Raw genomic sequence first — 21,234 nt, forward strand, 5'->3', positions numbered from 1 at the left:
AATAGCTCAAAGAGTAATTATGGCACTACAATTGAATCCTAACACAACTGAATTTGAAATTATTGAATATTTTTTGCGCAAGGGAGCAAAAAAAGATGGGTTTTGCACTGATCTTGTTAAACATGGGTTAGTGAGAAAGTGATAGATTTTAGCTGTTTCTGGGTCTTTATACGTGACTAATCTGAGATTGGTTGTCATCCCTTTTAGCCTGATTCTTTTGTCAGATTCGACGTTGTCACATTGACTGTTCCGCCATTTGCCGAGGTGTTCGACAACTGCATTTCGCTTTAAACGAGTGACAAACGTAATCTTTTTTTTCGCCAGCGTTTGATACCAGGAGTAGTCGTTGTATCCTCTGTCAAAGACAACACAGGACCCTGGAGGTAGGGTGAGTGCTCGAGCCCATTGCATTTCGTGGCTTTTGCCACTACTCAGGTTCATGATGGTTGGTAAATAGCCGTCAGCATCCAGACCAAAGTGTAATTTAATTGCACCTTTGGCCTTTCTGAATTCAGCCCAGGGAAAAACCTTGAGGCATAAATCTATGGTGGTGGCATCAAGGAGGTAGACTTTTCCTTTGAAAGAGAATTTGTGTTTTGGAGCATATCCTTTACATTTGTTAAAAACCTGGAAATACAATCGTTTGTACATTTGATAGGGCTGCTGATCATTTACTCTAGCCAATGTTGCTCTACTGGTTTTCCTCATACCCAGATGGTAGATACGATGCCCCTGAGCTTTGATGTTTGTGGTAATATCCCGAAGACTTTTTCTTCCGGATAGCTGCGCAATTGTCATAGCAAGAAACTGACTCCAACGACTAAATGACCTGAATTTTGTCCTGTGTGATGGCTTTTTGCTAATTTCTCAAAATCATGTCTCGGGAAAAATGCAGCGATTTGACTGAGTATTGTGTTAGAATGCGCCATGGCTCGGATCTCCTTGTGATTATGTGTTATTTCGCAATTTCAATATAACACAAAGAGCTCTCCGGGCCTGCATTTATTTGATATTCTTCACATAGTTATGAGACAGCAGTGATCTTAAACGAAGGTTCCTACTTTGATAACTTTTGCAGTCAATGCACCTCCGATTCCGAAGAGTCAATTAAACTTGCTGAGGATTGGTCGTAATCGGATCTTATCATTTGAGCCTAAAATAATCCCGCTTGATACTAATGCCCAAAAAAGATATTTCAATTGGGGACTAAACATTGAAACAGTAAGCATTCCAAGACTAAAAACTAAACATCCGGTCAGTACCCCCACAACTAGAGGTCCTTCCTTTGTCTCTCTAGATTTTTTAATTGCCTCCAATAATGTTTTGTATATTGAAAGATGTAAAATTAGCTCTAATGATAATCCAACCCAGCCGTATTGTACCAGGTGTGAAGCCCAGGCACTATCCCAACTAGAAAAACCTTGACTCATCACTTGCCCACCACGTTCTTTTTCAAAATAACTCGAGATATCCATTAAGGAAGTCGATTGACCACCGTATCCTAAGAGAAACCTTTCGGAAGATTCATTTGTTTTTGCGAAAGCTACTTTCCATAAAATAATTCGATATTCGGCAGAAGCGTCTTCTTTTCCTTCGTGAGGCAATACAGTATTCAAGTATTCGACAATGGTAGTTCTTACACCTGGATTGAAAACTAGAGCAAATGATAGGATAAGTCCTAATGCAAGTAGCCTCTTCTTGGTTTGCTTGTCACTCAGAAAAAGTAGAATAAAACCAGTTAAAATAGCCAGTCCCCATGGGCCACGACTGAAAGAAAAATAGCATGAACAAATTTGAAGTGTTGTTAGCAGGAAAAAAAGAAATTTTTCACTTTGTTTCTTTGAATTTAAAATTAATAGAAACGATACCGGAAAAATCATCGCCATTATATAGCCTAAATGAATCTGATGCTGAAAGCTGCCAATAACCGCGCCTGTTCTGTCAATAGCAGCATGTGCAGGAAATAATAAGGTCACATAATTCACACCTTCATAGTATTCAAAAAATGTGAGCAGTGCAACGGCCCCAAGGCCAAGCGAAGCCGAAATCAAAATGTTAATGATATCAGATTTATTATGTATCGTATTAATAATTATGATAAATAATAGAAAATTTTCGAAAAAAGTAGCTAACAGATCTTTAATACTTAACCCTGGGTCGATCGAAAAAATCCCCGATAACAAATTGGAAAAAAATATAAGAATTATTAAACGAAAAAAGGGAGTGTTTAATTGGATCTTTCTTAAAATATTTTTTTGTATTGCGATAGAAAATAAAATCAATATAACTATCCGATGAATTGTCATCTCTGGCAATACACCTGGTAATTCAATTCTTATGCAATGAGGCAAGGACACAAGGAAAAAAGTGGCAAAAGCCATGCCTTTTGCGTAATTTTTGTTCGCAACAGCAAATAGTAGTATTGAAACGATTGTTATTACAAAATAATTCATCAAAAAGTCTTTCTTATTACTCCTGAAATTCAGTAAAACCAAAAAATCATAGGGTAGTCACTGTGTGATACCCTTGGTGTGTCATAAGATCCCAGTGTTATTTGAATGTATTAGTAAAAAGAGGAGGCCTCCTCATGGCGGACAGCTCATAATAAGCGATAAGCCTAAATAAATCGCCACAAGTCAGATCCTAAAGGATGTGAGTGTGCCCTGACACTGGGGGATTTTGGACACGCATAACCACTGGGCCATTGATACTTAAACAACTTTTCCCGGCAATTTTCTTCAGAGCCATATGCTCTTAGGAATTTAGGCAGGCTGTACCCTTTTTGAAACTGAACCGAATTCTTTACCATGTCATCTCCTCATTTTTTTTCACAAGCTGAGTTTTTTCAGGAGTAATCAGAAGTAGTTTTGCGGAGGCAAGTGTAAGACAGCACTGTTTCGATTTAATGATCCTTTCAGCATGGGTGTCAGGGTTAACTCAATATTGATCATGCAGTAGTTACACTGCCTCTTCCACAGCTTTGGTCGAATCTTGCTGAGGAATATCGAGGGATGTTCAGATAAATAATTTGATTTTCGTAAACACGTTCTTTGCTGCATAGATTGTAGTCGAACTAATAGATTCACTTTCAATCTTCACATTTACCTAACAACCTTTTCAAAAAAATTCAGAACTGACTGAATCACGGCTGGCATCGTTGCCTGTAGCTTTTCTTGCAAAATCTGACGATTTAAAAAATGCTGATCTATGATTTTTATAATTTGATCACATTCAAGTAAGCGAAGATCAGCCACCGGCAATGACTCATCAATCGTTTGGAATACCCCTATAAACTTACGGCTATAAGCAAGACCAATCGTTGGTACATTTTGTGAAATCGCAGCGATACAGGCATGCATACGAGACCCTAAAAAGAAATCACACTGTCCTATGATACCTTTCAGCTGGTGATGATTAAAAGAAATTTCGAAACGATGGAGCCTTCCATTAAATTCTTGATTAAATTCATTATATAATTTCTCAATGGCAATTGAATCACCCTCGGATTTTTCCCCTTTACCGTAAACATGAGGTATGAGTAGCAAGTGTACACCATCTTGATTCATAAAGTATTTAATCAATTGGTGAATAACTGTAATGTAATCGGATTTCAGTCCAAACATATTTTGTTTCGTATATCCTCCCATATAAAGGAGACCACTGACATTTAGGCCAATCAACTTACCTTTTGTTTTCAGGCCATTGAGATATCGCATAATCTCATCGACAGGTGGAACAGGGGGAAGTGAAAAGCCCATGTCAAACGAAATATTTCCAGGATGCCGAGCTTTCCCCCTAGTTAAGTCTTGGACAAGTAATAGACTTTCTTGGTCTCGTGCATAAATTTGATGCGATCGATTTAATACGAATTTTGCTATTATTTTAGAAATGCCCATATTAAATGGGCCATAGGTTTGGGGCAACTGTATTAGAGGTCGCCGCAATAACATTGTTAATAATTGGGGTAAGGTAATATACAAAAGCCGCCTAAAGCCGTAGATGTCACTAAAACTGTCTCCTCCTGCCATCGATACAACCCAAGTGGCGTCGATAATATTTTTTAAAAATGGGTTTCGTTTAAGAAATCGCACCCGTTTATTTTTGCCTGGGATGCATAAAGCGAATAGTGATATTACAAGAAGTCGAACAATACTATTTTGCAATAATATTTTTTTTGTGAAACGTAAGTTAACGAGTTTTACGATACTTTCACCAGCAGGATGCGGGACTTTATATTCGGCGGGTTCTCTACTAAAATCAACAATATAAATTTTTGCATTAGGAAAGCTATTATAGATGGCGGCAATCGTCCCACTAGCAAGTGCGGCCACCCCCATATTGCCAGTGGTAAAACCAGCTCCTAATAAACAAATAGTTATTTCATCGTCTTTTTTTAAAATAAGCCGGTTTCGAGAATTTAAATCCACTTTTAGACCATCCCTTCCATACTGTTTTAACTGTACATAGTGCCATAACAATTTGTGCCTACTCTTGCAACAATTTGAAAAACCTAAAAAAAAATTAATGGTCAGGAATTCAAGGAAAAATTGCCTTTATTTTACCTTGTAATACTCGTTTAATTGAAGCTAATTGTTCTTTTTTGAGGTAGGACTCAAGTTCTACTGTTGCATCTCGAGGGGCCCTGGTGACCCATAATTTCCCATAAGCAAATAAGCGTATAAAGGCGCTAATTATTCGAGGAGATTGCTGCCAACGCCTGAATGCCTTAAGTACAGCAAAAAGAGGGTACGTTCCAATATGGTATTCAGTCATGCCTGCACGATAGGCAATATGTATTCCCGTGCGAGCATTTGCTGTGTCCACTGGTTTATGGTGATAAACAGGTAGATCTGCAAAAGATCTGGTCTCCCAGCCTCTCATTCGGGCATTCAGTTCCGCTAATGAATCAACACCACCAACAGTTGTTGGTTGATACCCTTCAATAGCCTCAAAACAGCTTCTTCTCCAAAACTGTACAGCACCAACGGCATGGTTTAAGCTGGACAAGGTCCGTTTAAAGCCATAATCTGTCTTGTCCAAGCAGACACCACTTGCAACGCCTAATTGTGGATTACGACCCATTTCTTCAATCATTCTCTCATAGTAATTAGTTTCAAAAGTAACATCACCATCCAAGTTGCCAATGTAATCGTAATCCAAATTTTGAACTACATTATAACCTTTTCTAAACGCTAAGGCTTTAGATCCAAAACTACGTTTCGATTTTTTTTCAAGTCGAACCAACTGAACAAAAGGATGTTGTTTTGTTTTCAAGATGACAATACGTTCTGTGTCATCAGTTGATCCATCGCTTACAATTACCCATTTCATGGGCAAAATGCTTTGCCTTAATACTGAGTCAATTAACTGCCCGATATATTCTTCCTCATTTCGAACTGGTGTAATAAGAACATAGGTTTTCATTTTTGATCCTAAGCAAGTTAATTCGCATTACGGCGTTTTTTCTGTTTCTGATTTTGCACTGCTGAATGTTCCGCAGTTTGTTGTGTAACCTCATTCCGAATTTGATTCCGAAACTGCCGTACACGACGAATAGAAACAGATACTCCGAACCCAACTCGTACTAATTGTTCTAGATGTGTTTATTCCGCCTGTAGTGACATAGAGTAACCTCATAAACCATGTAGTTTTAACTTAACCTTTGTCTAACTATCTTGAAAAGATACTGAGGCATATAAAGCCAATCGTATCCGCCATCTATTTTAGCTTTGAATAAATTGATGTCATCATCCGAATTTATTGGTATACGCTTCATGTAATATCTTGCATCCTTTAAAGAGGTAGATCCCAAGCGGGTACTCACACCAAATTTAAAATGGTTTTCTATAAGAAGACCTTCCAAAAAACTAGTAAATACTTCATCGTTTTCAGGAAACTTGTAAGGGTATGAAAATGAATTAGGTGATTTACCAAGTTGATTCTCAATTTCTTTAGTTGAATATTTTATCTCTTTCCTGACTCGCTCATTATCTAGTAATTTTAACTGAGGATGGGTGGCAGTATGCGAGCCAAAACATATCCCTTCATTGGAAAGAGCTCTCACTTCAGACCATTTCAAAAATTCTTTATCCTTAAATTTTTCACTTCCAATTCCTATAGCCTCTGTAACAAGAAAAACTGTTGCAGTGAATCTATATTTCTTTAATACAGGGAATGCTTGTAAATAAAAATCGCGAAATCCATCGTCGAATGTAATTACCACATATCTTCTTGATTGGTTTAAAGTTTTGTTCTTTTCTTCCTGAAATAGAAGCGGCAACGAATCAAGCCCGACAACGGAATATCCTTTTGAATACAAATACTCCATATGTTGTTCAAATACTTCAGGTGAGGTGTTCACTCGATAGTACGGGTGAACACCACTTTCATCTCCATTGGATATGCTGTGGTACATAAGTATTGGAATTCTTAGCCCCTGCCAATTTTTAATAAATCTCTTGAAGGGGTGAAAAAAATATAATGTTAACAGACGATCAATACGGGGCATTTTCATATAACTATGGATCCACCCAATCAACTACGCTCCAGGCTGTAGTAAAAAAGAGGCAATTTCACGAGAGAACGTATTTATTCCCCTGCGAGCGATTTTACAATTGTCAAATACTCATTTTGTTTGACATTCCAGTTATTCTTTTCAATATATTCCAATCCATTCTTGATAAGCTCATTTCTTCGGGTTTCATCGTCAGCCAGACCCATAATCTTTTCACTTAACTCCTGCACATCTTCCGGCGTGAAAAATTCCACCAAATCATCATTAAAATAATATTGGTCAATGGTGGTTTTCGATACTATCTGCGGTACACCGAGGGCCATAAATTCAAGAATTTTGGTGCTGAACGCTTGGCCACCGAAACTGCCATCCCGCTTAGGCACTAAGCCAAGGTCAGCGTATGCCATCCGTTCCGCCATCTCTTCGATGGAAAGCATCCCTTTAAATAAAACTACATCGGTCACCCCAAGGTGTTCAGCAATTTTTTTCAGGTTTTCTTCCTCGGGACCCTTACCGTATAGATGCAACTGAATTTTTCGTGAAACATTCTTTGCTTTTTTTATGCGGGCAATGGCTTGAATTGCTATATCCAAGCCTTGATGCCAGGCGAAAGTGCCGGGATAGAGTATCACGAACTCAGGTTGATGCGGGTGCAGAGCATTGTCTCTTTTGTGGAAAAGGGAAGGGACAGGGTAATTGAGTATAACCGTACATTTGTCAAGCCGAACCGATCTTTGTACCAGCTTTTTATACCAAATATCGTTAGAGATGATGACATGGTTCGAGAAAAAACATGAAAATCGTTCCATCCAGAGGAGGGCTGTCGATATAAATGTACTATTCCCGGCACTAAATTTTTCTGCATAAAATTCCGGAACTATATCATGAATATCCAGTATGATTTTTGACCCAAAAATTTTCGGTAACAATGCTGCAAACACCTCGAAATCAGGTACCGAGTGTACATGAATCAAATCATAAGGTTTTTTAAAGCAGCTCAGGGATAAAAACAATGTTGATTTCAGTAAAAATTTTACGATACGAAAAAAATAGGAGAATTTCCCTCTTTCATTGATTTCACGATCTTGTATTCGATATAGGGTAACACCTTTTATGATCTCTTTCTTTTTCTGTTTACCCCTGTTCAGAGCTATTGCATCAACATGCCAACCCTTTTCTACCAGTGTTTCCGCATATCGTCTAACGCGATTATCCATCTCGTAAAACGAATAGGCGACCATACATACTCTCATAATGCTCTCTATAGGTGTGGGAAAAACATGCAATCAAATTGCCAACTTCAGTTGGCGAACCACAGTTTAACCAATATTTTCTCGCATAAAACAAGCTATTTCCCGTGGTAATACATGCCAATACTGCCCTTCATATTTCGACTTGATGTATTCCAACAGCTCAGTATAAAAACGTACCGGATACTCTTCCTGGCCAGGGAGCCCCTCACCAAAGTTCATATAATCGGGATGGGTCAAAACCAACGCCATGCCACCCTGTTCAGCGATCCAATCCAATTTCTTTTTCCAGATGGCAATATTTTTTTCCTGCATCAGGACAAAAAGGGTGAAATCCTGCGGCAGGGTATATGGCAATTCTATAAATGCATTACCAAAACCATTCGGCTCAACCCAAAAAGGAAAGATTGTTCTTCTGCTCTCCGGTTTTGGTTCAAAAGGATCGGTGTCAAAGGTTGAGGCATCATATTCGATATGTAATTGTTGTATCCAATCAAGATTACAGTGCATGGAACCTGATCGAAACCCTTTGCTTTCCCATTCTTTGAGATATCTGTTGATTCGCTGCGCTCCTTCAGTAAAAGTCGCTGCAGATTTAAAAAGTTTACCATCATGCTTGAGGTCATGCACGCCTATTTCAAAACCGTTACTTTCAAACTGCTGCCTGAACTCCGGCGACGGGGAATAATCACGCTCGGGAACAAAGTTAAAAGCTGCTCGAAATCCCATCTCCTGGTCAACCTTCATAAGCGCTGCGGCGTTATCAAATCCCTTTCTGGTATCGACATCGTGGGTGAGAACCAGCGCAAATTTCTTGTTATCCGGCCAGCCTGTCCAGTTATCCGGAGGTCTCGCACTCCCGGCATCAATCGGCCATCTGTCAGCACAGTTTTTAAGTATATTGAATGCCAACTTTCTTCTTAAAAAGAGTTGCAGTTTCCTCGGGAAAAAAGGCTTTACTTTATAAAAAGAATCTACAAAGGATTTGTGTATCACAGATGAGTCATCCGATATGTTTGTAGAAGATTTTGCCCATAATTTTCAATATTGGCAAAGGTAATTTTTTAAAAACATTTGTGTGATAGCCGTCAACAGTGGGTACAGTGGTGGTTGATCTTTGGTGTTGAAAAAAATATCGATAGTAATTAATCGTCGTTTCTTTGGCACCCCAGCCGGACTTAAATTGTCTTAATCCTTCATGTCCCTTGTCTGTTCTGCCAAGATTAAAACTGCAAAATCCCTGCTGAGAATAGTAGTCTAATGCTTTCCATAAAATCAGATTATTTGCTCTCAAATTCTGGAATCGTTTATCTGATGCAGCGTACTTATATATTGCTTTATCACCAAACTGAAAGCAGAGTGCACCGGCAACTACTTTTCCCTGGTGCCGGGCGAGCAAAAGGAGCCCATGTTTTTGCTCAATGACGAATTGATGTATATTTTTAAAAAACCAAAAAGGTTGTGGCGGAAGCCCATGCCTCTTTCTTGTTATGACATTCAATCGGTAAAATTCTTTTATTAACTCCAGCGAATCACCTGCGCTTACTTCTACTCCGAGCTTTTGGGCCTTTTTGATATTCCTCTTGTGACTGTCATGAAAATTACTATAAACGTCTTGCGTATCTTGAGAGAGAAAGATGCTGTGTCCATAACACCAGGAAGAGAGCGGAATATTTTTGCTTAAGCCATTTCCGCCTCGAATCTCAATATATTTCCAGCCAGCCTTTTCTCCATACTCCCTGATAGTCTCCCAAATTTTATCAGCCCTAATTGTATCACTGATAATGGGCTGACAAAAATCGGTGAATGGGAGAGACACACCTCTCTTACCGGTCAGAAAACTATCAATTTCCATCAACGGAATGAGGGCTGAGATATTGCCATTGTCTCTTACCGTAAAATAGAGGGGTTTATAGCCATAGGTGGCGTATAAAACCCTTGCCCAATGCGAGGAATGAAAAAAGGTGCTATGTGGTTCTGTTAGTAAAAGTTCATCCCATCCGGTACATTGTAGCGGGTTTATAATTTCGACTGTGCTGGTTTCGCTCAAGGAATCTTTTTGATCTCTGTCTTGTTACCGCCATTTTTCAGGGACGTAGAGGAAGCCTCGAGGATTTGTACCACCCGCAGGCTTTCTTCTGCACCTGATATAGGGGTGTCGCCGGTCTTGATGCAGTCGAGAAAGTGCTGACACTCAATTTTTAATGGTTCATCCTGTTTGATATAGGGGGAATACATGTCGCCATAGTGATAGGAGTGTTGGAATTCGCCGAAGGTGTCATAATGGGGTGGTGTCTCTACCCGCTTATCGTAGATTTTAACCTTCTCGTTTGGTTCGATATCATTATAGACCAGCATTCTCTTGCTGCCTACGAAAGTCATCTCTCGTATCTTGTTGGGATCAAGCCAGCTGCTTTTAATAGTAGCAAAGCCCTTGTCCTGAAAATTAATGGTCATGTTGGTTATATCTTCTATTCCCTCATGCACATTGGCTTTGCCCTGGCAGTTAACCGATACCGGTTCTGATTCCATGATATTGAGGATAATGGAAATATCATGAGGCGCCAGATCCCATGCCACATTGATATCTTTCTGAAATAAACCAAGATTTAAACGACGGGCGCTGATGTAGAGGATCCTGCCGAGATCACCGGCTTTGATAATTTCTTTTATTTTCCGAACCGTTTGCGAGTAGAGAAAGGTATGGCCCACCATCAGGGTAAGTTTGTTCTTCTCAGCCAGTTTTTTTAACTGTACACATTCTTCCACTGAGGAAGCCATGGGCTTTTCAATGAGGATATGTTTTCCTGCTTCCAGACTTTTTTTTGCCAATTCGAAATGCATATGCACCGGCGTTGCAATGGCAACGGCATGAATCTCCGGATCGTTGACAATGACATCAAAATCGGTGACCGTCTCCGACCCAGGGTAGAGACTCTTCATGCGTGCCAATCGGTCTTTGTCGATGTCGCAGATTGTCTTGACCCGGCATTCCTTGAGTGCGTTAAAGTTACGAATGAGATTCGGGCCCCAGTAACCGCAACCCACAATACCAATGTTAAGCATTCCTTCTCCTTATCCTCAAAACAAGGTGTTCATTAAATACTATTGAATTTCAGCATATTAGTGCATTTTTTTTTAACTACTGATTGTTGTTATAGCACAAAATCAGACAACTCTACAAATTATTTTTGTTGTTCTTTTATTGTCTTTATTTCGGTGGCTCTTTTCCCTCTTGCAATTTCATTCCGATTAAAATGGCTCTTCCGCATGCGGCGTGCTTTTGTTATAGTGGTCAAATAGCAAGGTAATGTATTGCATTGAGAAGGACGGTTTCGTCTCCCACCAAAGTATGCTCAATCTTGAAGGAATAATGTTATGGTCATTAATCAACACACCTCGGCAAGCCGGACTCATTTTAGTGCTCATCTGATGGGCATAAGTACCTTCACGCAATTTTGCCTGCTTCTGATTCTCTGTGCTGGTCTTTTCAGCGCTTGCTCCTCGCCGGAAAAAGACAAGAAGATGTATTATAACAATGCCCTTGAGTACATAAAAAAGGGTGACCCGAAAACGGCAATCCTGGAGTTGCGCAATGCCATTCAACTGGATGCAAAGTTCGGCGAGGCTCGATACCAGCTGGGTTTGCTATATTTGAAGGAGGGTGAACCGAAAAAAGCCTTTGACGAGTTGATCAGGGCGGCCGAACTGCTTCCCGATAATCTGGACGCAAGTCTGAAAGTGGCATTCTTTTATCTCATGTCCGGTAAAAAAGAAGAGTGCCGCAAACGACTCGATCATATTCTCACCAAGGATCCCACATACCGCGATGCTCTTGCCTTGTTGGCTCAGCTTGAATTTTCCGAGGGCCATTATGACCAGGCTCTGGCTGCACTAGAAAAAATCGGTGAGGAACTTGATAAATCCGCCGAATTGCAAAATCTTAAAGGCCGCATCCTGGCCGCCCAAAAGCAATGGGAAGGGGCGGAGAAGGCTTTTCAGAAGGCCATTGCCATTGATGATGCTGCTTTTGCCAATTATCAAACACTGGTACTTTTCTATGAGACGAGAGGGGAAAAAGACAAAGTCCAGACGTTGTTGACTGAAATTGCGAAGAAATTCCCGAACGATGCCGGAGCCCACCTCCTGCAGGCCAGTTATTATGGTAAGGCAGGTGAGATAGAAAAAGTTGAGGCAGAGCTGGAAAAAGTTATTGCTCTTGAGCCGAAGGACCTTCGCTTCCGGTTGCAACTCGCCGATTATCTCAAGCAAAGCGGTAAAAATGATCAGGCCGAGAAAGTTCTGATCAAGGCGCGGACTGATATACCAGACAACCCGGATCTGACGGCGGCGCTTGCCACCTATTACTTTGATCGAGGCAAGTTTGACCAGGCCAAATCACTTCTAAAGGAGATGGAGGCAAAGAATTCAGGGCATAGCGGAACTCAACTTCTCCAGGCTCGTTTTTTGTTGAAAGAAGGCAAGGCTAAGGAAAGTATGGTTATTTTACAGGGATTGAATAAGGATTTCCCCAATCTTCCTGAGCCTTTTTTCTATCTTGGTTTGGCCCATTACCGTCTAGGCGAGATTGATTTTGCGCAACAGGCAGTGGCCACCGCAATTCAGAAAAACGGGAAAAATCCCCAATATCATACCTTTATGGCCGAACTTTATCTGGCCAAGGGTGCATTTGAAGATGCCAGAAATGAAGCGGCGACCGCGCTCCAGCTCAATAAGAAGAATGTAGCCGCGGCACTTATCCTCGGGCGCGCCCTGATCGGCACCAAACAGTATGACCAGGCAGTTACCATCCTTACCGATATGAATCGGCAGATTGCCGGCAATAAAGACATTCTTGGGAATCTGGCCCTGGCTTCTCTCGGGGCCAAAGAACCTGAAAAAGCGGTGGAGTTCCTGACCGAACTGCTGGAAATCGATCCAGGTAATGTTCAGAGCGTGGCGTTGCTTATTGGGTTCCGTTACAAGGATGACTATGTAGGTGCCGAAACCTTTGTCCGGCAGCAGATTGCCAAGGCGCCGAAGGACTCTCGTCTCTATATCCTGCTTGGTGAACTTTTGGAAAGGCAGAAAAAAGATGAGGAGGCGCTCGCCGCCTATGACAAGGCCCAGGAACTCAGCCCGGACAACAGCCAGTCACTGCTCGCCGCCGCAAAATTACTGACTCGACTTGGGAAAAACAAGGAAGCGATGGCAAAGTATGAAGCAATGGTTGAAAAAGATCCCAAATCGACAGGTGGTCTCATGGGTATTGCGGCATTGTATGTTGCCGAAGGGAGCAATGACAAAGCTATCGAGCAATATAAAAATATCCTGCAAATTAACGATAAAAACATCCTGGCAGCTAACAATCTAGCCTGGTTGATTGCCTCAAAGCCCGATGGCGATCTCGGCAAGGCACTGATGCTGGCCATGAATGCTAAACGCGCCTTACCCGATGATCCGAGTATCGCTGATACCCTTGGCTGGGTGCATTATCAACGAGGTTCGTACAGTCTGGCCCTGTCTCAGTTTGCATTTGCTCTGCAGCACAAACCGGACGATCCGGTTTTTACCTATCATCTGGCGTTAGCACAAAAAGGGGATGGTAAAAAAGAAGAAGCCACGCAGACTCTTGGTAAACTGCTTGAGCGCAAGGTAGAATTTGCTGATCGCAAGAAAGCTGAGGAGCTGTATAGCGAATTACAGAAGAAGTAAAAGAGGCTTCTTGATCCGTGGACACATCATTAAAGAGTAGTGTGTCCACGGATTATTATCCTTACGGGTTGTATGGAGTAACGGCAATGTAGCCGCCAATTTCGGCAACATGACGTGTTTCTCTATTCGCTGACTGTTCCTCCATGATTGTCATCCCGGTATCGGTGACGGAAAGATCGCTCATGCCGATTATTGCCGTATCCATGCCATTGGCACTCTGCATATCGGCCAGGATGAAGGGGATAGTGGGGAATTGCTGCTTGAACGAAACTGTCGATGTTTTGTCGGTGAGGATCTTTTCGGTTGTTCCTGCCTCGACCATAAGACCATCCACCACGCCTGACCACTTTTCCATAGCAATGTAGCATATTGTTTCTTCAGCATGTTTCCTATCGTTTTTTTCCTGCTCCTGCATGGTGATGTAAGAGCTATTGGAAGTTATTTTTTTGATCCGGAGGATTGCCGCATTGGCCTCATTTTCCGTCACAATCGATGCCAAAACGACCGGTTGGCCGGTAAAGGAATTGGCAAATTTTATTTGTTTGAAGGTGTTGAGACCTGAGAGGTTGGTGCATTCGGCGGCGGCATAAACCTTATCAGCTATCTGATGGCGGCCCCGTTCCATTGCCATAAAGGAGACTGTCTCTTCCGCATGAAAACCACCAACGTAATCCCAGTTGCGGATCCGGATATCGAAACCTTTGCTGGTCAGTTTGCGGATGGACACAATTCCTGCCTCAGCATCGTTCATGGTGTTTAATTTGGCGATCACCGCCGGCGATGTATATTCATTGCTGAAATCGACATGTTGCCAATCTGAAGTGACCAGCAGTTCGCCTAATTCGAAGGCAAGATCATTGGTTGTTTTATTTATGAGGATAGTGAGGGTACCGCTGTTGGAAGCAGCAGTTCCGTCTGTTGCCAAAAAGGTAAACAGGTCTGCACCGGAAGCATCACCGTTCGGGGTATAGGTAAAGGCACCATTGTCGGCAAGAAGAAGAGTACCTTTTGCGGGGGCCGTTGTTATGGAAAAGTGCACGATATCCCCATTTGCATCGGTGGCAATAAGTTGTCCGCTGTACGGAGTACCTTGATCGACTGAAAAACTGTTATTTTGCACGACGGGGGCTATGTTAACATGTTGTATTGTAATATCCACCTGAGCTGTATTTGAAGCAATTCTGCCATCGCTCACCGTGAAAGTAAAAGAGTCGGTACCGTAAAAATTAGGCTGAGGTATGTAGGAAAACGATCCGTCTGGAGTAATACTCACCGTACCTTTTCCAGCTTGCTCTACCAAAGAGTAAAAGAGGTTGCTGTCTTCAACGTCACTTGCCGAGAGCTGTCCGGAATAGGAAGTGTTTTCATTTATGAAAATGCTTGTGTTGTCAGCAACCGGGGGATCGTTAGCCGGGTTCAAATGAATGGCTACGGTAGCAGCTTTTGATGTTCCTCCACTGTTGTCGGCTGTATAGGAAAAGGAGTCGTCGCCCGAGTAATTGAGTGCAGGGGTATAGGTAAAGGAACCAGTATCTTTGTCTACTGTTACCGAACCATGGCCCGGCTGCGAAGCAACCGTGAATGTCAAGTTGGAACCCTCGGAGCTGTCGGCGTTCAGCTGGCCAATCAACACCATGTCTTCGTTACCCTGCAGTGATATATCGCCGGCTATGGGTGGTAGTGGGGGAGTGGTTGTACCACCAGGTACCGTGTAGGCGACCTCAGCGGAGTAGTCGCTCACCTCGGTTGCCGAGTAGGCCGTTGCTGCAAAATAGTATGTATTGCCTTCCTGTAATCCCTGTACCGTCTTGATGATATTGCCATTGACCGCAGCCGGCAGGCCGACATCAATCACCAAATTGTAATTGTGACTGCTTGTTCCGTAATGGATTTTGTAACCGGAAACGGGTTCAGAGTTTGCCGTCCAGCTGAAGGTTGCGTCAGCCGCCTGTGCTGCAACGGTTGTTAAGCAAAGGAGGATAATGGAAAAAATAGGGGGTTGCGTTTTTCGGTAAGTTGCCATGGGTTGTCTCTTTCGGTGACCCCGCTACCGTATATCTCAGGTGAGATACTTAGGCCGGTTAGTTTTGCGTCACGCCCTTTCGGGAAACGTTTTGCCTTTATCGGGAAATATCCCGGTGGGTAAAAATCCTTATTAAAGTTTCGGATTATTGCATATCAGGTTGATAGCAAGTTTAATGCCATGTCGTAAATCGTGTGTTGCGGGATTATTGCGAGGGACCACTTCTGCACCCGTTTCTCGCAGAGACGTCCCCTATTTTTTATCTTCTATTTTAAGATAATTCGTTTGATTATCGGCGCCGGCGTACCCACCGTGTAGACAACCTCGACAGAGTAATCGCTCTCTTCGGTTGCCGTATATGCAGTTGCCGAGAAGTAGTAGGTCTGTCCTTCCTGTAATCCTGATACTGTTGCAACGATGCTGCCGTTGACCGCCTTCGGCAGACCGGCGTCAACTACGAAAGTGTAGTTATGGCTGCTTGTTCCGTAATGGATTTTGTAACCGGAAACGGATTCGGTGTTTGGTGTCCAGCTAAAGGTTGCATCAGCTGCGTGGCTTGAGATGGCGGTAAAAAACAAAAGAAAAACGGAAAGATTAAGGGTTTGAAAAATTTTGTGAAGTGCCAATGGTTACCTCTTGGTATGCTCCCGCTCACCCATTATTGCTCTTTTAGGAAATGGAGGCAGGTAAGTTTGCGTCTCGTTCTTTCGGAAATCGCTTTGCCGTTGTCGGGGAATTCCTCAGTGTATGGACCACTGATAAGAATATTTGATATTGTAATTCGTTTTTAATCAATGCAAGTTTAGTGCCATGCTGTAGGCGCGGAGTCTTGAGGAGTGGGGCTGTAATAATTGCAGTTGTTGCTGATCTTGCGGTTATGCTCCTGCATGGACCAGCAGAGGCTGGCCAGGCGTTCCTTTTCTCCCTCGGGAAGATCGAGTGTGGCTACCTGTTCAATCAGGATATCAAGGGCCCTGGAGTTTTGACCGATAGCATGCAATGATCGGGAAAGCTGGCTGTTGAACGCGTTGATTTTTTGCGCCAGTTCTTGTCCCGCATCCTTTTCGCGCAGGTGGATAGTTTTGTCCAGGTGCCCCTGCTGCATGTGGTCCAGGATCGACTCAAAGCGAAACATCGGGCCGGTTATCTTGTGCGAGAGGAGAAAGGAGCCGGCAATGATCAGCATCCCGCCGCAGAGGCTGAGATACCAGCTCGGTGTCAGTAAATGTCCTAACAGCACCGTAAACAGCAAGCCGCCTCCCCCAATGAGCAGGAAACAGCCGAGGATCTCTCTTGCTTGCAAGCTGTTGTTTCTGAAAAATCTTCGGCGATTTTTTTTATTTTCCATGAGTGTTCCTAACCATCACAAATTTTCGGTTATTACGAGTCTGCCAATTGTGCATTGTATGGAAAAGAGGCGCTGTTGTAAATGGAGCAAATTAACCATATCGCGAAATTTGTTGAAATTGCAAGAATAGGATATGATAATGCATCTGTTGCGGCGATTTTATCCATAATTCGTGCGATTAACCATTTGGCGTGCGTGGCAGTGCGCTTGGGAAAATTATTCCCATGCTGCCGGATTTGGGGTAAGGTGCGCCAGTTTTTCCTTAACCATCTCAACTTGAGGTTTTTACGAGTTCATCATTCATGACTAAAGCCAATTTTCTTATCTCTATTGCTATCGCTGTAGTTTCCATCAGCTTCTGGGGCCTGTTGAACCAGCCCGAGATGGAGCCGCCCTGGCCCAGCCGTATCCAGGGGTTTTCCTTTTCCCCAATGCAGGCCGGACACGATCCGACGAAGAAAAAGCAGCCGACCGAGGCGGAAATCGAGGCCGACCTGAAACTGCTCGCCGACACCACCAACGCGGTGCGGAGTTATACGGTGGAAGGCAGCCAGGCGAAGATCCCTGTTCTTGCCCGGAAATATGGCATAAATGTGACGCTGGGTGCCTGGATCAGCGAAGATCTGAAGGCGAACGAGGAGCAGATTAACACGGTCATTCGTTTAGCCAAGGAGAACTATCGGAATGTTATCAGGGTCATCGTTGGCAATGAGGTCCTGCTGCGCAACGAAATAACGGTCAAACAGCTTGAGGAGTATCTGGATCGGGTCAGAAATGCCCTGGATATACCGGTCAGCACGGCGGAACCATGGCATATCTGGCTTAAAAACCCCGACCTTACCGAGCATGTCGATTTCATCGGCACCCATATGCTGCCCTATTGGGAGGGTATCCATGTCGATCGTGCGGTGGATTTTGTCGTCGAACATATGGCTATGCTCGAAAATGCCTTCCCGGATAAACCGGTGGTTATTGCCGAGGTCGGCTGGCCCAGCAACGGCAGGATTCGCCGCCAGGCTGTCGCTTCCCCTGCCAATGAGGCGACCTTTCTGCGCCGCTTTATCGAGCGGGCCGAGCAGCTCGGCTATATTTATTACGTTATGGAGGCCTTTGATCAACCCTGGAAAAGAGTTACCGAAGGGGCGGTTGGCTCCTATTGGGGCGTCTATGACGTGCAACGGCAACCGAAGTTCCCCTTTACCTCGCCCATTGTCGAGGTCCCGGAGTGGCGTCTTCTGAGCGGTATTTCCATCGCTATTGCCCTGATCACCTTTGCCCTGTTGCTGATCGACAGCAAGACCCTTAAAAAAGGCGGCCGCGGCTTTCTGGCGTCCGTTGCCTTTATTGCCGCAACCGGGGCGGTGTGGATTATTTATAGTTATTCCCGACAGTACCTGACTATTACGGCTATTGTTGTCGGCGGTCTGATGCTTTTGGGGCTGATCGGCGTAGTCATCGTGGTTCTGACGGAGGCGCATGAATGGGCCGAGGCAATCTGGTCCAAAGGCTCGCGGCGGGCCTTTGATCCTGTCCACGTACCGGACGATATGCTGCCCATGGTCTCGGTGCATGTCCCGGCCTATAACGAGCCGCCGGACATGATGATCGAGACCCTCAATGCCCTGGCTGCCCTCGATTATCCCCGGTTTGAAGTTATTGTCATGGACAATAACACCAAGGACCCCGAGGTCTGGCAGCCGGTGGAGCAGCACTGTAAATCGCTCGGTCCGCGGTTTAAATTTTTTCATGAAGACCCGCTGGCCGGCTATAAGGCCGGGGCGCTGAATTACTGCCTGGCGAAAACCGATCCGGCGGTCGAGGTGGTGGCGGTTATCGACAGCGATTATGTGGTGACGTCCAACTGGCTGCGCGATCTGGTTCCCCAGTTCTCCATACCCTCCGTGGCAATTGTCCAGGCCCCGCAGGACTATAGCGATGACGGCGAAAACCTGTTCAAGGCGATGTGCTATGCCGAATATCGCGGTTTTTTCTATATCGGCATGATCACCCGGAACGAGCGCAACGCTATTATTCAGCACGGGACCATGACGATGGTGCGCAAATCGGTGCTGGAAGAGGTTGGCCGCTGGGCGGAATGGTGTATTACCGAAGATGCGGAACTGGGCCTGAAAATTTTTGAGAAAGGCTATGAAGCCCAGTATATCTCCAAGAGCTACGGCAAGGGCGTGATGCCGGATACCTTTATCGATTTCAAGAAACAACGCTACCGCTGGGCCTACGGGGCGATCCAGATTATGCGCCACCATGGCCGCACCCTGCGGCGAGGCGGCCGGAGCAGTCTGACATACGGGCAGCGCTACCATTTTATTGCCGGCTGGCTGCCATGGCTGGCCGACAGCATAAATCTTATTTTTACCCTGGCCGCCTTATGCTGGTCGACGGCCATGATCCATAATGCCGCCAAGTTCGACCCGCCGCTGATCATTCTGTCGTCGGTGCCTCTGACGTTTTTTGTCTTTAAAATAGCCAAGATGTTTTACATCTACCGCAGCCGGGTGAAGGCGACAATGACCCAGACGATTGCCTCGGCCCTGGCCGGGCTGTCATTGTCCCATACCATCGCCAAGGCGGTCATCTTTGGTTTTATGACCAAGAGTCTGCCCTTTTTCCGCACGCCGAAAATAGTCAAGGGCAGAAAGTTCTGGCATGCCCTGCAATCGGCCCGGGAAGAAGGGCTGGTCGGGCTCGCACTCCTGCTTGCCGCATACAGCATTTACAAACAACAGGGTTCCGAGACCCCGGATATCCTGGTATGGGTGATTGTCCTGCTGGTACAGGCGCTGCCCTATGTCGCCGCGGTGATCATGTCGATTATCAGCGCCTTTGCCCCGCAGCCGACCAAGCTTGTCGGCACCATCACGGCCCCGCTGGAGACAGCTTCTTCAGATGAGCCGGAGATCTCGGCACTGAGCGAAGAGATACCTACCGATAGTACCCCCTCCTGACAGGCTTTTCTTCCACCTGGTACCCATGTGCTACATGGGTACCAGGTGGAAACTCGATACCATCGTGTTATGTGCTGGAAATGAAACTTGACTTGGCGATCGTGAAAGCGTACGTTTAATGAAAGCGCATACAGCTTGGAGGTGATATGGGATTTTCAGGTTTTCCGGTGAACGATTGCAGGTGATATTATGAACATAATAAACGCAACAGAAGCAAGGTCAAAATTATACAGTCTTATTGATGAAACTGCCGCATCACATCAACCTATAGTTATTACGGGTAAAAGGTCAAATGCAGTTTTAATATCAGAAGAAGACTGGAACTCTATTTCAGAGACTCTTTATTTGCTTGCAGTTCCCGGAATGAGAAAATCCATTAAGAGAGGACTGGAGCAAGATCCTTCAGAATGTGAAGAGGAGCTTGATTGGTGACTTGGAAAATAGTCTACACAAAACAAGCCCAAAAAGACGCAAAAAGACTGGCCGCAGCCGGGTTAAAACAAAAAGCTCTCAAGCTGCTGGAAATTTTAACCGAAGATCCCTATCAAAACCCCCCGCCTTATGAAAAACTGGTCGGAGACCTGGCCGGTGCTTATTCACGAAGAATAAATCTGCAACACCGGCTTGTTTACCAGATCTACAATACAGAAAAAATTATTAAAGTCATCAGGTTGTGGACACATTATGAATAAAATTTCATGAAACGTTCACCAGCCCCCCATATGCCCACGATCAGACCGCCGTGCATAGGGCACATGGAACCAATTGAACGGTTATTAAGGCACTAATAATGGTAACGGAGCTGAGCGATTAATATTGAATCCTCTTCAGTCTTGTAAACTATCCGATGCTCATCAGTAATTCGGCGGGACCAATATCCGGAGAGACCATGTTTAAGCGGTTCAGGCTTACCTATCCCTTCGTTTGGGGCTCTTTGGATGTCACGGATTAGCAGGTTGATGCGCTTTAAAATCTTTTTGTCAGTTCGTTGCCAGTATAGATAGTCTTGCCAGGAGTTTTCGGAAAATATGAGTTTCAATCAGCCAACTCCTTTTCAAAACCTTTCCCCTTTTCAAGCTGAACTATTGATTCAAGAAGCCTTCGAGCATTTTCAGGGCTTCTTAATAAATATGCTGTCTCTTCAAGCGATTGATAATCTTCAAGGGACATCATAACGACAGGTTTAGCTGTTTTTCGAGTAATGACAACAGGAGAATGGTCGTCACAAACTTTCTTCATCATTTTTGCAAGGTTACCCCTGGCAGAGGTGTATGTAATTGTGTCCATTTGTTCGCCTCCTATATGAACATGTACACTTTACTGTACAATAAAACAAAACGCATGACAAGTCATTCCTCTGGTTCCTAAGTGCCGCCTGGGAACCAGAGGAATGACTTGCCACCATACCATCGAATCGT

The 21,234-nt window shown here is 44.0% G+C and carries 17 protein-coding genes, 1 pseudogene and 1 riboswitch; of the genes and pseudogenes, 4 read left to right on the forward strand and 14 right to left on the reverse strand.

Annotated features, from left to right (window positions below):
- Positions 1 to 6: 6 nt before the first annotated feature.
- From FCL47_RS23365 to FCL47_RS23410, 9 genes and pseudogenes are all read right to left on the reverse strand, one after another.
- A pseudogene (locus tag FCL47_RS23365) lies at positions 7 to 929 on the reverse strand (IS4 family transposase).
- A 174-nt stretch (positions 930 to 1,103) separates the two neighbouring features.
- Positions 1,104 to 2,453 carry an O-antigen ligase family protein gene (locus FCL47_RS23375; protein WP_136816143.1) on the reverse strand — a complete coding sequence of 450 codons (1,350 nt, stop codon included), beginning with the start codon at positions 2,451 to 2,453 and terminating at the stop codon, positions 1,104 to 1,106.
- A 648-nt stretch (positions 2,454 to 3,101) separates the two neighbouring features.
- Complete coding sequence (locus FCL47_RS23380; protein ID WP_136816144.1) at positions 3,102 to 4,427, reverse strand: polysaccharide pyruvyl transferase family protein; 1,326 nt, start codon at positions 4,425 to 4,427, stop codon at positions 3,102 to 3,104.
- Between the two features lie 109 nt (positions 4,428 to 4,536).
- Complete coding sequence (locus FCL47_RS23385) at positions 4,537 to 5,424, reverse strand: glycosyltransferase family A protein (protein ID WP_136816145.1); 888 nt, start codon at positions 5,422 to 5,424, stop codon at positions 4,537 to 4,539.
- Positions 5,425 to 5,650: 226 nt separating this feature from the next.
- A complete protein-coding gene (locus FCL47_RS23390; RefSeq protein ID WP_136816146.1) occupies positions 5,651 to 6,514 on the reverse strand; it encodes a polysaccharide deacetylase family protein in 864 nt (287 codons plus the stop codon).
- Positions 6,515 to 6,588: 74 nt separating this feature from the next.
- Complete coding sequence (locus tag FCL47_RS23395; protein ID WP_167496618.1) at positions 6,589 to 7,755, reverse strand: glycosyltransferase family 4 protein; 1,167 nt, start codon at positions 7,753 to 7,755, stop codon at positions 6,589 to 6,591.
- A 78-nt stretch (positions 7,756 to 7,833) separates the two neighbouring features.
- Positions 7,834 to 8,676, reverse strand: a complete 843-nt coding sequence (locus FCL47_RS23400; RefSeq protein WP_205747421.1) for a hypothetical protein — start codon at positions 8,674 to 8,676, stop codon at positions 7,834 to 7,836.
- A 91-nt stretch (positions 8,677 to 8,767) separates the two neighbouring features.
- Positions 8,768 to 9,814, reverse strand: coding sequence for a GNAT family N-acetyltransferase (locus tag FCL47_RS23405; RefSeq protein WP_136816148.1), 1,047 nt, complete (start codon positions 9,812 to 9,814; stop codon positions 8,768 to 8,770).
- Entirely contained in the window at positions 9,811 to 10,830 is a 1,020-nt protein-coding gene (locus FCL47_RS23410) for a Gfo/Idh/MocA family protein (RefSeq protein ID WP_136816149.1), read from the reverse strand. The genes FCL47_RS23405 and FCL47_RS23410 overlap by 4 nt, the downstream gene beginning before the upstream one ends.
- A gap of 312 nt (positions 10,831 to 11,142) precedes the next feature.
- On the opposite strand from FCL47_RS23410, the gene FCL47_RS23415 reads away from it, so the two are divergent.
- Complete coding sequence (locus tag FCL47_RS23415) at positions 11,143 to 13,479, forward strand: tetratricopeptide repeat protein (protein ID WP_136816150.1); 2,337 nt, start codon at positions 11,143 to 11,145, stop codon at positions 13,477 to 13,479.
- Between the two features lie 61 nt (positions 13,480 to 13,540).
- Here FCL47_RS23415 and FCL47_RS23420 read toward each other — a convergent pair whose 3' ends face one another.
- The 3 genes from FCL47_RS23420 to FCL47_RS23430 all read right to left on the reverse strand — a co-directional run bounded on the left by FCL47_RS23420 (position 13,541) and on the right by FCL47_RS23430 (position 16,850).
- On the reverse strand, positions 13,541 to 15,502 hold the full coding sequence (locus FCL47_RS23420; RefSeq protein ID WP_136816151.1) for an Ig-like domain-containing protein: 1,962 nt from the start codon (positions 15,500 to 15,502) through the stop codon (positions 13,541 to 13,543).
- Positions 15,503 to 15,513: 11 nt separating this feature from the next.
- A riboswitch (cyclic di-GMP riboswitch) is annotated at positions 15,514 to 15,608 on the reverse strand.
- A 160-nt stretch (positions 15,609 to 15,768) separates the two neighbouring features.
- Positions 15,769 to 16,128, reverse strand: a complete 360-nt coding sequence (locus FCL47_RS23425; protein ID WP_136816152.1) for a fibronectin type III domain-containing protein — start codon at positions 16,126 to 16,128, stop codon at positions 15,769 to 15,771.
- A gap of 176 nt (positions 16,129 to 16,304) precedes the next feature.
- The gene (locus FCL47_RS23430) at positions 16,305 to 16,850 is read right to left on the reverse strand and encodes a methyl-accepting chemotaxis protein (RefSeq protein WP_136816153.1); all 546 of its coding nucleotides are present in this window, start codon (positions 16,848 to 16,850) and stop codon (positions 16,305 to 16,307) included.
- A gap of 302 nt (positions 16,851 to 17,152) precedes the next feature.
- Here FCL47_RS23430 and FCL47_RS23435 point away from each other — a divergent pair, with 302 nt between their 5' ends.
- From FCL47_RS23435 to FCL47_RS23445, 3 genes are all read left to right on the forward strand, one after another.
- Entirely contained in the window at positions 17,153 to 19,816 is a 2,664-nt protein-coding gene (locus FCL47_RS23435; RefSeq protein WP_136816154.1) for a glycosyltransferase family 2 protein, read from the forward strand.
- A gap of 189 nt (positions 19,817 to 20,005) precedes the next feature.
- Positions 20,006 to 20,248, forward strand: coding sequence for a type II toxin-antitoxin system Phd/YefM family antitoxin (locus FCL47_RS23440; protein WP_136816155.1), 243 nt, complete (start codon positions 20,006 to 20,008; stop codon positions 20,246 to 20,248).
- Complete coding sequence (locus FCL47_RS23445; protein ID WP_136816156.1) at positions 20,245 to 20,508, forward strand: Txe/YoeB family addiction module toxin; 264 nt, start codon at positions 20,245 to 20,247, stop codon at positions 20,506 to 20,508. The genes FCL47_RS23440 and FCL47_RS23445 overlap by 4 nt, the downstream gene beginning before the upstream one ends.
- Before the next feature lie 92 nt (positions 20,509 to 20,600).
- Here FCL47_RS23445 and FCL47_RS23450 read toward each other — a convergent pair whose 3' ends face one another.
- Together FCL47_RS23450 and FCL47_RS23455 are read right to left on the reverse strand one after the other, a co-directional pair.
- Positions 20,601 to 20,855, reverse strand: coding sequence for a Txe/YoeB family addiction module toxin (locus tag FCL47_RS23450; RefSeq protein WP_136816157.1), 255 nt, complete (start codon positions 20,853 to 20,855; stop codon positions 20,601 to 20,603).
- Positions 20,852 to 21,103 carry a type II toxin-antitoxin system Phd/YefM family antitoxin gene (locus tag FCL47_RS23455; protein WP_136816158.1) on the reverse strand — a complete coding sequence of 84 codons (252 nt, stop codon included), beginning with the start codon at positions 21,101 to 21,103 and terminating at the stop codon, positions 20,852 to 20,854. Before FCL47_RS23455 ends, FCL47_RS23450 begins: the two co-directional genes overlap by 4 nt.
- Between the last annotated feature and the right edge of the window lie 131 nt (positions 21,104 to 21,234).

Source organism: Desulfopila sp. IMCC35006, assembly GCF_005116645.1.
Classification (GTDB): domain Bacteria; phylum Desulfobacterota; class Desulfobulbia; order Desulfobulbales; family Desulfocapsaceae; genus Desulforhopalus_A.

What these genes read in the sequence shown, in the direction of transcription:
- FCL47_RS23420 (WP_136816151.1), bottom strand. Translation starts at nt 15,502, where the DNA reads ATGGCAACTTACCGAAAAACGCAACCCCCTATTTTTTCCATTATCCTC.
- FCL47_RS23430 (WP_136816153.1), bottom strand. Translation starts at nt 16,850, where the DNA reads ATGGAAAATAAAAAAAATCGCCGAAGATTTTTCAGAAACAACAGCTTG.
- FCL47_RS23455 (WP_136816158.1), bottom strand. Translation starts at nt 21,103, where the DNA reads ATGGACACAATTACATACACCTCTGCCAGGGGTAACCTTGCAAAAATG.
- FCL47_RS23415 (WP_136816150.1), top strand. Translation starts at nt 11,143, where the DNA reads ATGGTCATTAATCAACACACCTCGGCAAGCCGGACTCATTTTAGTGCT.
- FCL47_RS23395 (WP_167496618.1), bottom strand. Translation starts at nt 7,755, where the DNA reads ATGGTCGCCTATTCGTTTTACGAGATGGATAATCGCGTTAGACGATAT.
- FCL47_RS23390 (WP_136816146.1), bottom strand. Translation starts at nt 6,514, where the DNA reads ATGAAAATGCCCCGTATTGATCGTCTGTTAACATTATATTTTTTTCAC.
- FCL47_RS23435 (WP_136816154.1), top strand. Translation starts at nt 17,153, where the DNA reads ATGACTAAAGCCAATTTTCTTATCTCTATTGCTATCGCTGTAGTTTCC.
- FCL47_RS23375 (WP_136816143.1), bottom strand. Translation starts at nt 2,453, where the DNA reads ATGAATTATTTTGTAATAACAATCGTTTCAATACTACTATTTGCTGTT.
- FCL47_RS23440 (WP_136816155.1), top strand. Translation starts at nt 20,006, where the DNA reads ATGAACATAATAAACGCAACAGAAGCAAGGTCAAAATTATACAGTCTT.
- FCL47_RS23410 (WP_136816149.1), bottom strand. Translation starts at nt 10,830, where the DNA reads ATGCTTAACATTGGTATTGTGGGTTGCGGTTACTGGGGCCCGAATCTC.
- FCL47_RS23385 (WP_136816145.1), bottom strand. Translation starts at nt 5,424, where the DNA reads ATGAAAACCTATGTTCTTATTACACCAGTTCGAAATGAGGAAGAATAT.